This window comes from Pseudomonas syringae pv. cilantro, from assembly GCF_001293775.1.
In the GTDB taxonomy this organism is placed as follows: Bacteria; Pseudomonadota; Gammaproteobacteria; order Pseudomonadales; family Pseudomonadaceae; genus Aquipseudomonas; species Aquipseudomonas syringae_P.
Genome location: NZ_LGLN01000037.1, coordinates 147,054 through 159,311, shown reverse-complemented (window position 1 = coordinate 159,311; position 12,258 = coordinate 147,054). Strand labels below are relative to the sequence as shown.

The 12,258-nt window shown below is 62.5% G+C and carries 10 protein-coding genes; 4 read left to right on the top strand and 6 right to left on the bottom strand.

Annotated elements, in window-relative coordinates:
- Positions 1-87 precede the first annotated feature (87 nt).
- A complete protein-coding gene (locus ABJ99_RS12025) occupies positions 88-2,058 on the top strand; it encodes a TonB-dependent receptor domain-containing protein (RefSeq protein WP_054086028.1) in 1,971 nt (656 codons plus the stop codon).
- A 344-nt stretch (positions 2,059-2,402) separates the two neighbouring features.
- Here the strand turns inward: ABJ99_RS12025 and ABJ99_RS12020 are convergent, their stop codons facing one another.
- Both ABJ99_RS12020 and ABJ99_RS12015 read right to left on the bottom strand, forming a co-directional pair.
- The gene (locus ABJ99_RS12020) at positions 2,403-3,740 is read right to left on the bottom strand and encodes an ATP-binding protein (protein WP_054086042.1); all 1,338 of its coding nucleotides are present in this window, start codon (positions 3,738-3,740) and stop codon (positions 2,403-2,405) included.
- A 29-nt stretch (positions 3,741-3,769) separates the two neighbouring features.
- On the bottom strand, positions 3,770-4,534 hold the full coding sequence (locus ABJ99_RS12015) for a response regulator transcription factor (RefSeq protein WP_054086027.1): 765 nt from the start codon (positions 4,532-4,534) through the stop codon (positions 3,770-3,772).
- A 295-nt stretch (positions 4,535-4,829) separates the two neighbouring features.
- On the opposite strand from ABJ99_RS12015, the gene ggt reads away from it, so the two are divergent.
- Positions 4,830-6,557 carry a gamma-glutamyltransferase gene (ggt, locus tag ABJ99_RS12010; protein ID WP_054086026.1) on the top strand — a complete coding sequence of 576 codons (1,728 nt, stop codon included), beginning with the start codon at positions 4,830-4,832 and terminating at the stop codon, positions 6,555-6,557.
- A gap of 75 nt (positions 6,558-6,632) precedes the next feature.
- Here ggt and phnE read toward each other — a convergent pair whose 3' ends face one another.
- The 4 genes from phnE to ABJ99_RS11990 are packed head-to-tail and all read right to left on the bottom strand — an operon-like array spanning position 6,633 to position 9,863.
- Positions 6,633-7,400, bottom strand: a complete 768-nt coding sequence (gene phnE / locus ABJ99_RS12005; protein ID WP_054086025.1) for a phosphonate ABC transporter, permease protein PhnE — start codon at positions 7,398-7,400, stop codon at positions 6,633-6,635.
- Complete coding sequence (locus tag ABJ99_RS12000) at positions 7,397-8,224, bottom strand: PhnE/PtxC family ABC transporter permease (RefSeq protein ID WP_054086024.1); 828 nt, start codon at positions 8,222-8,224, stop codon at positions 7,397-7,399. Before ABJ99_RS12000 ends, phnE begins: the two co-directional genes overlap by 4 nt.
- On the bottom strand, positions 8,218-9,015 hold the full coding sequence (locus ABJ99_RS11995) for a phosphonate ABC transporter ATP-binding protein (RefSeq protein ID WP_054086023.1): 798 nt from the start codon (positions 9,013-9,015) through the stop codon (positions 8,218-8,220). Before ABJ99_RS11995 ends, ABJ99_RS12000 begins: the two co-directional genes overlap by 7 nt.
- Entirely contained in the window at positions 9,012-9,863 is an 852-nt protein-coding gene (locus ABJ99_RS11990) for a putative selenate ABC transporter substrate-binding protein (RefSeq protein ID WP_054086022.1), read from the bottom strand. Before ABJ99_RS11990 ends, ABJ99_RS11995 begins: the two co-directional genes overlap by 4 nt.
- A gap of 231 nt (positions 9,864-10,094) precedes the next feature.
- On the opposite strand from ABJ99_RS11990, the gene selD reads away from it, so the two are divergent.
- Together selD and mnmH are read left to right on the top strand one after the other, a co-directional pair.
- Positions 10,095-11,129, top strand: coding sequence for a selenide, water dikinase SelD (selD, locus tag ABJ99_RS11985; protein ID WP_054086021.1), 1,035 nt, complete (start codon positions 10,095-10,097; stop codon positions 11,127-11,129).
- Entirely contained in the window at positions 11,129-12,229 is a 1,101-nt protein-coding gene (gene mnmH / locus ABJ99_RS11980; protein ID WP_054086020.1) for a tRNA 2-selenouridine(34) synthase MnmH, read from the top strand. The genes selD and mnmH overlap by 1 nt, the downstream gene beginning before the upstream one ends.
- Positions 12,230-12,258: the final 29 nt, after the last annotated feature.

The following is a 12,258-nucleotide window of genomic DNA, read 5'->3' as shown; positions in this document are numbered from 1 at the left end:
GCCCCAAGATGTTGTCACATCTTGTCCAACCTTCCTGAATGCAGATGCATACGATTCTCTTTTACTTGTGAATCGTAAGGAAGCTCCATGCATTCTCCTCTTCGTTTGCGGCCTGCGGCTGTGATGGTCAAACTCGCGCTGGCCTTTCTGGCAGTGGGCCAGGCTCAGGCTGCCGAGCCTGTGATCGAGCCCGCCAATGTGCTGTCGCTTGACGACGTTGTGGTCACCGCTTCCGGTTTCGAGCAGAACCTGGAGGATGCACCGGCTTCGATGACGGTGATTACCGGCGACGAATTGCGCAAGAAATCTTTCCGCGACCTGACCGATGCATTGCGCGATGTCGAGGGCGTGACCGTCAATGGTGGGGCCAACGAAACCGATATTTCCATTCGCGGCATGCCCGCCGATTACACGCTGATTCTGGTCGACGGCAAACGCCAGAGCGCCCGTGAATCGCGCGTCAACGGCAACAGCGGTTATGAGCAGAGCTTCATTCCGCCCGCCGAGGCCATCGAGCGTATCGAAGTGGTTCGCGGGCCGATGTCGTCGCTGTACGGCTCGGATGCGATTGGCGGGGTGATCAACATCATCACGCGCAAGGTCACCTCGGAGTGGGGCGGTTCGGTTACCTACGATTACTCGGCGCGCCAGCACAGCGATCAGGGCAATGCGCGTCAGACCCAGTTCTTTCTCGGCGGCCCGATCAAGGAAGACCTGTTGGGGTTACAGGTCTGGGGGCGTTATCTGGATCGTCAGGCTGACGACGACGTTGAAACCACCAACGGTTTCAGCAAGGCTGACCATCGTGATCTGACGGCGCGGCTGTCATTCACGCCGACCATCGACCACGACATTCTTCTGGAGGCCGGGGCCACGCGCCTCAAGAACGGCGATGGCGTGAGCGCCAACTGGGCCACTCGCGAGCAGGAAAACAACCGCGATCACTGGTCGATTTCGCACCAGGGCCGCTGGGGCTGGGCGACCTCGGACGTGTCGCTGGCCTATGAAAAATCCAGCCGCGAAGGCGAGGCCAGCGCAACGCAGACTGACGTATCGGGGCGCAAGCCTGAAGTTGAAAACCGGGTGCTCGACGCCAAGCTGGTGATGCCCACCGAGCGCAATATCACCACCACCGGCCTGCAGTGGAACGACACCACGGTGACCGACTGGAATCAGGGCCTGGGCGACCGTAAGGACTACGAGTTCTCGGTGGTGCAGAAGGCGCTGTTCGCGGAAAACGAATGGTCGGTGACCGACACCTTCGCGCTGACCAGCGGCCTGCGCATGGACCATCACGAACAGTACGGCGTGCATTTCAGCCCACGGGTGTATGGCGTGTGGCGCGCTACCGATGACTGGACCATCAAAGGCGGTGTGGCGCGAGGCTTCAAGGCGCCTGAAGTGCGCGCCGTTGTGCCGGGTTATTCCTACTTGCGTCGCAACCGGTTCGTGATGTTCGGCAACCCGGACCTCAAGCCGGAAACCAGCACCAACTACGAGCTGTCGGCGCTGTGGTCGAACCGCAACGACCTGTCGGCGGGCGCGACGGTGTTCTACAACGATTTTCAGGACAAGCTTTCTACTGTGACCACCACCGAAGTGTGGAATGGTTTTATCGTCATGGATCGGGTCAATGTCGATAAGGCGGTCATCAAGGGCGTCGAGCTCAATGGTCGTTGGGACATCACGCCTGCGGTCGCGATCAAGGGCAATTACACCTACACCGACTCCGAGCAGAAAAGCGGCGCCAACGCCGGTGCCCCGCTGGCGCTCACGCCGGAGCAGAAGGCCAATCTGCGCGTCGAGTGGACGCTCAACGACCGTACCCAACTGTGGGCCTCGACCCATTACTACGGCAAGGAATACGGCAACACCCTCACTGACGTGGCCGCGCCGGGCTACACCACAGCGGACCTGGGCGGCTCTTATGAACTGAGCAAAAACATCTCGCTCAACGCCGCGCTGTACAACGTCGCAGACAAGCGACTGGATGATGAAACCTACGGCACCGTCAATTACGGCCGCACGCTGTGGGCGAGCACCACCGTACGGTTTTGAGGTGGCACTTGTCGTCCTCATGCTCCAGCGCCCAGCGTTATACATAAGTCCGCTTTTGATTCTGGCCGGAGGCCACAGGAGTGGACCGGGCGACTATCGGTCAGGTTGAATCAACGTGCTTCTGCCCGGAGGGCGTGGGAGATTCAGGAGTTTACGACGGCCGCGATGGGTTGCGCAGCGGCCCTGAAACAGGCTACCTCGGGTGTGTCTGATACACCGAGGCGCCGGGTTCTGCTGCCGGTTCCCGGTAGTTCGCGGACAAGTCCGCTCCCACAAGCGCTCCGCTTTCCAGGCCCATCAGGACTTATGAACGCTGAGCGCAGAGCATTGATACGAAAGTCTGGTCATCCGCCCGCAGGCAACCGCACCACCGCACACAACCCCGCTGGCGGGCGGTTTTCCAGGGTGAGTTCGCCGCCGTGGGCTTGCACGCAAGCTCGGGCGATGGCCAGGCCCAACCCGAGCCCGCCGCCTTGAGGGTGGTCTGTGCCGGTCTTGCTCAATTGCACGAAGGGTTCGAACACGTGAGTCAGCCACGCCGCTTCGATGCCCGGACCATGATCGAGGACCTCCAGGCGGATATCCCCGTCATGCGTTTTGAATAACCGGACCGTGGCATCCCCGGCGTGCTTCAGTGCGTTGTCGATCAGATTGGTCAGTGCGCGTTTCAGCGCCAGGGGGCGGCAGCGACACCTGATCTCGCTTGCACCATCCCAGCCAATCGGCGTTCCCATCGTCGCGTAACGCTTTGCCAGATCATCGATCAGGGCGGTCAGTGATATCTCTGCCGTGGCTTCCTGCACCGCATCACCGCGCACGAAATTCAGGGTCTCGCGCACCATCGCCCGCAGCTCATCAAGGCTTTCGAGCATGTCATCGCGCGCTGGCCCGTCTTCAAGCAACTCCATGTGCAGACGCAGTTCGGTGAGCGGCGTGTTCAGGTCATGACTGATGGCGGCCAGCATGCGCGTGCGACCTTCCACATGGCGGGCAATGCGCGCCTGCATGATGTTGAACGCCGTGGTCAGATCGCGTGCCTCTTGCGGGCCGGACAGCGGCAGCGGTGGTATCCATTCACCCCGACTGACACGTTCGGTGGCCTTGGCCAGGGTCTTGACCGGCTGCACGATACGGCGCATGAAAAACACCACGATCAGCAGCACCGGAATGGTCGTCACCGGCAGGGTGTAGGCCAGCATTCGGCCCCACTCATAGCCGCCCGCCGGGTGCTGAATGCCATTCAGGAACGAACCGTTCAGCAGGTCGATACTGGTGCGCAGGCGCAAAGGCGCCCAGCCTGCCGCCACGAACACGTGCTCGCGCGCCGGGCCACCGCTGATGCGTTCCAGCTGCATGCCAATGGTGGTTTCGGCGGGCAGCATCAGGCGCTGACTCAGGTCGGCGACCAGTCGATATTCCTCTGCGCGCATGTCCTGCGTGTTGGCGACGGGCCAGGCGGACACCCACAGCTCCGAATCCGGCGTCTGCATGGCCGCCAGCAAGCGCGATGCGTCTGCGGCCGACAGGCCCTGCGTGGCATGGTAAGCGGTGATCAGCCGTTCGATGGCAAGCGTGCGCGACAACGGATGAATCAGCGCGCCGGTGCGTTGCAGATAAAGCATCGCGATGCCATTCGAGGCCAGCAGGGCAATCAGCAGCAACAGCGCCAGTTGTTGCGTCATGCGTCTGGGCCACAGTCGGCTCAACACGGTCATGCGTCGAGCGTTGCGACAGTGGCCGCCAGCAGGTAGCCGTCGCCCCAGATGGTACGCAACAGCACGGGCTCGACCGGGTTGTCACCGAGCTTGCGGCGCAGGCGGCTGATCTGTCGGTCGATCGCGCGGTCGTAGACTTCGCAGCCCGGTCGCGCTGTCAGGTCGATCAGGCGCTGGCGACTGAGAATGGTATTGGGATGGCTGAGTAATACGCCCAGCAGACGACTTTCCACCGTGCTCAGCCTGACCGCCGAGCCGTCACTGCGTAACAGCGTTGCGGTGCTGCTGATGAAACGCAGGCCGGCGAACGCATAGTGGTGCGTCAGCGCAGGCGCAGCGTCGACCGGTGCTGCCTCGATCCCACTGGGAACCGGCCCACGCCTGCGCAACACGCTGTTGAGGCGCGCCACCAGCTCGCGCGGCTCGAACGGCTTGGTGATGTAATCGTCGGCGCCAATGTCCAGGCCGTGCACCCGGTCTGCACAGGTATCGCGCGCGGTGAGCAGAATCACCGGGATGTTCTCGCGTCGATGCAAACGGCTGCACAGCTCAAACCCGTCGCCGTCCGGCAGCATCACATCCAGCACTACGGCGTCGAACGGCAATTGCTTGAGCAGTTGCCACATGCCCGCCGCATCCTCGGCCGTGCGCACGTCGAACAGGTGGCGACGCAGATAGACCGCCAGCGGATCGCGGATTTTGCGGTGATCGTCCACGACCAGAATGCGCGGGGCAGGGCGAGACTGAAGGGAGGGGCGCATCGTGTTTTTCCTGCGGCACGGCTGGGGATGATTCTCATTGAGTGGCGCGATATTATCCCATTTGTGATTGGAGAGTTGTCTTGCGGGGCGACAAACCAGTGCCTGGCTCAGCTGATAAGTGACGTGCATCGATATTTTTTACGCTAGGTAAACGCGCCAGAACCGGCTACTTTGACCCTGTCAGACCCGCGCAGGGATGCCCGGTACGCTTCGACGAGAAGCGCAGCATCCCTCGCCCAGAGGCTGTCGCTGCACTCATCAAACGTCCCTGATTCAGAAAAAGAAGAGATCGATCATGAAGCTCGAACCCCTCGCCAGGTCGCTGATCGCGACGGCACTGATTGTCGCGTATTCCCCCACATTCGCCGCATCACAGGCACCGGTCGCCGCCGAAAACGGTATGGTCGTGACTGCCCAGCATCTGGCTACCCACGTGGGTGTCGATGTGCTCAAGAAGGGTGGCAACGCGGTCGATGCCGCTGTTGCAGTCGGTTATGCGCTGGCAGTGGTTTACCCCGCCGCCGGCAACCTGGGTGGCGGCGGCTTCATGACCATCCAGCTGGCTGACGGGCGCAAGACCTTTCTCGACTTCCGCGAAAAGGCGCCCTTGGCAGCGACTGCCAATATGTACCTGGACAAGGACGGCAACGTCATCCCGGATCTGAGCGCCAAAGGCCATCTGGCCGTCGGCGTGCCGGGCACTGTGTCCGGCATGGAAATGGCGCTGAGCAAATACGGCACACGCAAGCGCGAAGAAGTCATCGCACCGGCGATCAAGCTGGCCGAAGACGGTTTCGTACTGGGGCAGGGCGACATCGACATGCTGTCCAGCGCCACCGAGGTGTTCAAGGCCGACATGGCGGATTCCGGCTCGATCTTCCTCGACAAGGGCGAGCCGATGCAGGTCGGTCAGAAGCTGGTGCAGAAAGACCTCGCCAGGACCCTCAAGGAAGTGTCCGAGAAGGGCAGCGACGGGTTCTACAAAGGCTGGGTTGCCAAGGCGCTGGTCGATTCGAGCCAGGCAGGCAAGGGCATCATCACCCAGGCTGACCTCGACCATTACAAAACCCGCGAGCTGGCGCCTGTCGAATGTGATTATCGCGGCTACCACGTAGTCTCGGCACCGCCGCCGAGCTACGGCGGTGTGGTCATTTGTCAGATTCTGAACATCCTCGAAGGCTACCCGATGAAAGAGCTGGGCTTCCGCTCGGCGCAGGGTATGCACTATCAGATCGAAGCGATGCGTCATGCCTACGTGGACCGCAACAGCTATCTGGGCGACCCGGATTTCGTCAAGAATCCGGTCGAGCATTTGCTGGACGTGAAGTACGCGGCCAAGCTGCGTGCGGCCATCGATCCGCAAAAGGCCGGTGATTCGAACAAGATCAAACCGGGCGTCGCGCCTCATGAGGGCAGCAATACCACCCATTATTCGATTGTCGACAAATGGGGCAACGCGGTCTCGGTGACCTACACCCTGAACAACTGGTTCGGCGCGGGCGTCATGGCCAGCAAGACCGGTGTGATTCTCAACGACGAAATGGATGACTTCACCGTCAAGGCCGGCGTGCCCAACATGTATGGGCTGGTGCAGGGCGAAGCCAACGCCATCGCGCCGGGCAAGACGCCGCTGTCGTCGATGAGCCCGACCATTGTCACCAAAGACGGCAAGGCGGTCATGGTCGTCGGTACGCCGGGCGGCAGTCGCATCATCACCGCGACCCTGCTGACCATGCTCAATGTCATCGATTACGGCATGAACATTCAGGAGGCCGTGGACGCGCCGCGCTTCCACCAGCAATGGCAACCTGAGACAACCAACATCGACACTTTCGCCGTCAGCCCCGACACGCTGAAGATTCTCGAGGGCTGGGGCCACAAGTTCGCCGGACCGCAATCGCCTAACCATGTGGCGGCGATTCTGGTCGGTGCTCCTTCGCTGGGCGGCAAGCCGGTCGGTAACAACCGTTTCTACGGCGCCAACGACCCACGCCGCAACACCGGGTTATCGCTGGGTTACTGAGTCACTCTGTTGATTGCGCCACGGCCCTGAGTTACAGGGGCGTGGCGTTTTTGTTGGTGCTGCCCTGCTGCCGGATCAGTTGCGCACCCAGCGCTGGCGGCTCCAGCCACTCAACGCATCGACGGCAAACACCAGTATCAGCATCGCCAGAATCACGCTGCTGGCCTGCGCTTCCTGAAACAGGCTGAGGCTGACGTAAAGCATCTGCCCCAGCCCGCCTGCGCCGACAAAGCCCAGCACGCTGGCCATGCGAATGTTGTTTTCCCAGCGGTACAGCGTATAGGCCAGTAACTGCGGCCAGAGGTTGGGCAGCGTGCCGTAGCCGAAGGCTTGCCAGGCGCTGCCACCGTGCAGGCGAATCGCCGCGGCGGGCTCCGGAGAGGTGTTTTCCAGTGCTTCGGCAAACAGGCGGCCGAGGACGCCAGTGGTGTGCAACGCCAGTGCCAGCGTGCCCGCGTTGGGCCCAAGCCCGGCGGCCAGCACCATCAGCACGGCCCACACCAGTTCCGGAATGGCGCGCAACGCATTGAGCAGCAAGCGACTCAGGCTGCGCAGCGGCCAGCCCAGACGTCCTGCAGCGGGCAACGCGAGCAGCAGACCGGCGACGGCTGCCAGCAACGCGCCCAGAGCCGACATGGCCAGCGTTTCCAGAGCGCCTTTGCCAATGGCCTGCACGTGATCGCGGCTCAGGTCCGGGCTCATGAAGCGCAACGCATAACGGCCCATCTGCGTCAGGTTGTCGTGACTGCCCAGCGTGAACAGGTCCAGACCGAGGTACACAAACGATCCGATCACCGCCGCCACAATCGCCAGCAATAGTAACAAATTGCCTGTGCGCCTCATGTGAACCGCCTGCGCAACAAGCGACTGAGCTGGTCGGCAATCAGCACCAGCAGCAGGAACGTCAGCAGCATGCTCGCCACTTCATCGCCTGCGAACATGCGCATCGACAGGTCAATCTGCTGGCCCAGGCCGCCCGCGCCGACAAAACCCATCACCACCGAGGCACGCACTGCGCACTCCCAGCGATACACCGTGTACGACGTCAACTCGGCCGCTGCATTGGGCAGAATGCCATAAGCCAGCGCGGCAAGCCGTCCGCTGCCTGACTGGAGTAAAGCGTGAGCCGGGCGCTGGTCCACCGATTCGTATATCTCGGCGTAAACCTTGCCGAGCATGCCCGCGTAAGTAATCGCGATGGCCAGCACGCCTGCCGTGGGGCCAAGGCCGACCGCGCGCACGAACAGCAGCGCCCAGACGATTTCCGGCACGCTGCGCAGAAAGATCAACAGCCCACGCACCGGCCAGCGCAGGCATTGGCCGAGCCAACCCGGCCGGCCGCCACGCGAAGCGGCCGACAAAGACAGTGCCTTGCTGGCGAGCAGGCTTGCCGGTACCGCCAGCAGCAGGGCGAGGGCGATACCGGCAGTGGCGATGGCGAGGGTTTGCAGCGTGGCGTCCAGCAGCAGGCCGAGAAATTCTGCGGAGTGCGCCACAGGCCAGAATCCGGCGAGGAAGTTGCCCATCGTCCGGGCGTTGTCGGCTTGCAGCAGCACAAACGGATTCAGCTCAGCCAGACGAATGCCCGGCCAGAGCACCGCGACTGCCAGCAGCGCCAGCATCAGGCGCGGCAATGCCGCCGGATCGCGTTGGTCGCGACTCAGCATCGCGGCGTCCAGGCGGTTTCTTTAACCTCTGACACCTGCTGCGGGCTCAGTTGTTCATTGGCGTACAGCGTGTCGAGGTGTTGCCGCTCGATCTCGCTGGCCGGGAGGTCGAAGTGGATGCGCCCATCGCGCACGCCGATGATGCGCGGAAAGTGTGCCAGCGCCAGTTCGACTGCGTGCAGGCTGGCGACCAGCGTGACGGTGTGCTCGATGGCGTGCTGACACAATAACGCCAAGGTGTGTTCGGCCAGACGTGGGTCCATCGCCGAGACAGGTTCGTCGGCCAGTAACAATTCAGGAGCCTGATACAAGGCGCGGGCGATGCCGACGCGCTGCAACTGGCCACCAGACAACTGCTGGCAACGCTCGAACAGTTTGTCGGCCAGATCGAGACGCGCCAGCACCGCGCGTGCGCCGGGCACGTCCAGTGGGTGCAGCAGGTTCAACAGGCTTTTGCCCAGCCCCCATTGCCCCAGCTTGCCCGCCGACACCGCCGTGACGACACGCTGGCGCGCAGGCAACGGCGGTGCCTGATGAATCAGGGCAATGCGGCTGCGCAAATGCTGGCGTTGCCGGCTGGACAGCTGCCACGGATCGACGCCCAGCACGTCCAGCTGCCCGGCGCTGGGTGGCAGAGCGCTGGCCAGCAGGTTGAGCAAGGTGGTCTTGCCCGCACCGGACGGGCCGATGATTGCCACCCGCTCGCCGCGCTCAATGCTCAGGTCCAGCCCGCGCAACGCCAGCATGCCATTGCTGTGGCGCAGGTCGATGGCGGACAGGCGCAGGGTCATTTCAGCAGGTCGGCAGCGCGTGCGGCTTCTTCGATACCCTTGTAGTTCTCGGGTTTGGTTTCGATGAAGCGGCTGGCAGCCTGCAAATCGAGAATCGCCTTCTGCTCCGGGTTGGCCGGATCGAGGTCAAGGAATGCCTGTTTGATCTTCGCCGCCAGCGCCGGATCGAGGCTGCCGCGCACGGTCCAGTTGTAGTCGAAATAGGTCGGTGTGGTCGCGAAGACGTGCACCTTGCTGGTATCGACCTTACCGCTGGCGACCAGCTTGTCCCACACGCTGGCATTAAGCACGCCGGCATCGACCTTGCCCGCCTGAACCCAGGCAGCCGTCGCGTCATGAGCGCCGGAATAGGCAACGCGGCTGAAGAACGTCTCCGGCTTGATGTTTTCCTTGAGCATGAAATAGCGCGGCATCAGGCTGCCGGAAGTCGACGACACCGAACCGAAGGCAAACGTCTTGCCCTTGAGGTCGGCAAGCGTCTTCACGTGCGGATCGGAGGTGATGAATTTGCTGGTGAATCTGGCGTCCTGCTCACGCTGGACCAGCGGCACAGCGTTACCGGTCTTGAGATTGACCTGCACGAAGGTGAAGCCGCCCAGCCAGGCCATGTCGAGGCGATCGGTGGCCAGTGCTTCGACGACTGCCGGGTAATCCGCTACCGGGACGAATTCGACTTTCATGCCCAGGCGTTGCTCCAGATAAGCCCCCAGCGGCTTGAACTTGCGCAGCAGTTCGGTGGGCGCTTCGTCGGGAATGGCCGACACGCGCAGGGTGCCGGCTGCGTGGCTGGTCAGCGCGGAGAAGGACAGGGCAAGGCCGGCGGCGAGCGCCAGGGTACGCTTGAGCATGGAAGTTCTCCGGTTCAATAGCGGAAAAAAAGGGCGAAGGCCACGAGAGTGAACAGGCAGCGCTTTGCAGAATTGGGTAGCCGTGCGCGGGGATTATAAGAGGCATGGCGAGAAAGACCAGTTCAGCGCGCCGTCGTCGTCTGACACGCCCGGCGGGCACTGCGGTTTGCGCTGATACGCGAACAGCCCCTAGACTCCGCAGCCTGTTTCCCGCTTACCGAGAGTGTCGCGATGAATGAGCCAATCCGCCTGACCCAGTACAGTCATGGAGCTGGGTGTGGCTGCAAGATTTCCCCCAAAGTGCTGGACGTGATCCTCGCTGGCAGCGGCGCGCAGAACCTCGACCCGAAACTCTGGGTCGGCAATGCCTCGCGTGACGACGCCGCGGTTTACGCGCTGGACGACGAGCGCGGCGTGGTCTCGACCACCGACTTCTTCATGCCCATCGTCGATGACCCCTTCGACTTCGGCCGCATCGCGGCGACCAATGCGATCAGCGATATTTATGCGATGGGCGGCGACCCGCTGATGGCCATCGCGATTCTCGGCTGGCCGGTCAATCTGCTGCCACCCGAAGTGGCCCGCGAAGTGATTCGCGGCGGTCGCGCGGTGTGCGATGCAGCCGGTATTCCGCTGGCAGGCGGGCATTCTATCGACGCGCCAGAGCCGATCTTCGGCCTGGCCGTCACCGGCGTGGTGCAGAAAAAGCACATGAAACGCAATGACACGGCGCAGGCCGGCTGCACGTTGTACCTGACCAAACCACTGGGCATCGGCATTCTGACCACCGCCGAAAAGAAGGCGAAACTGCGCGAAGAGGACGTCGGCCTGGCACGGGACTGGATGTGTACGCTGAACAAGCCGGGTAGTCGCTTCGGCAAGCTGGCCGGTGTGCTGGCCATGACCGATGTCACCGGCTTCGGCCTGCTCGGGCATCTGGTTGAAATGGCCGACGGTGCAGGGCTGACTGCTCGTCTGGATTACGCCGCCGTGCCGCGCCTGCCGGGTGTCGAGCACTACATTGCCGAGGGCTGCGTGCCGGGCGGCACGTTGCGCAACTTCGAAAGCTATGGTGACAAGATTGCCGCGCTGAGCGATGCCCAGCGCGATCTGTTGTGCGATCCGCAGACCAGCGGCGGCTTGCTGGTCGCGGTCAGCCCTGAAGGTGAAGCGGAGTTTCTGGCGGTGGCGGCCGAACTGGGCCTGCTGCTCAACCCGATCGGCACCTTGCTCGAGCGACAGACCCACGCCGTCGAGGTGTGCTGATGGCCGACAACAGCAGCGACTACCGCGCACTCTTTCTCAATGATGTGCCGATGATGGACGCTCGTGCCCCGGTGGAGTTTTCCAAGGGAGCGTTTCCGGGCGTGATCAACCTGCCGCTGATGAACGACATCGAGCGGCAGAAGGTCGGCACCTGCTACAAGCAGCACGGCCAGGAGGCGGCCATTCAGCTCGGGCATCAACTGGTCTGCGGGCAGGTCAAGGATGAGCGGGTCGAAGCCTGGATCGAATTCGCCAGGGCCAACCCGGATGGCTATCTGTACTGCTTTCGCGGTGGCCTGCGCTCGCAGACCGTGCAGCGCTGGTTGAAGGACGTCGGGGTCGACTACCCGCGTATTCTCGGCGGTTACAAGGCAATGCGCAGCTTTCTGCTCGACACCCTGCACGAAGCCGTCACCGAGTGCGATCTGGTCGTGCTCGGCGGCATGACCGGCACCGGCAAAACTGAAGTGCTGACGCAACTTCCCAACAGCCTGGACCTGGAAGGCATTGCCAACCATCGCGGCTCCAGCTTTGGCAAGCGCGCTACCGGGCAGCCAGCACAGATCGATTTCGAGAACCGCCTGGCCATCGATCTGCTCAAGAAGCGCGCCGCCGGTATCGAACAATTCGTGGTCGAAGACGAAAGCCGTCTGGTCGGCAGTTGCAACGTGCCACTGGAATTGCACCAGGCCATGCAACACTGCCCGATGGTCTGGCTGGAAGACAGCTTCGAGCACCGCGTCGAGCGCATTCTGGCTGATTACGTGGTCAACCTCTGTGCAGAGTTCATCAGCGTCAAGGGCGAAGAACTCGGCTTCGGCCTGTTCGCCGATCGCTTGCTGCAAAGCCTGAACAACATACATAAGCGTCTGGGCGGCGAGCGTCATCAACGCTTGCTGGCACTCATGCAGGCGGCGCTGGAAGAACAGCAGCGCAGTGGGGCGGTTGAGCTGCACCGGGGCTGGATCGAAGGTCTGCTCGGCGAATACTACGACCCGATGTACATCTACCAACGCGAACAGAAGGCGGCGCGCATCGAGTTCGCGGGTAATCAGATGGACGTGTCGGGTTATCTGAACGAGCGTGCATCGCGGGTTTAGCCTGCGAGACGTTTAGCCAGCGGACAGGG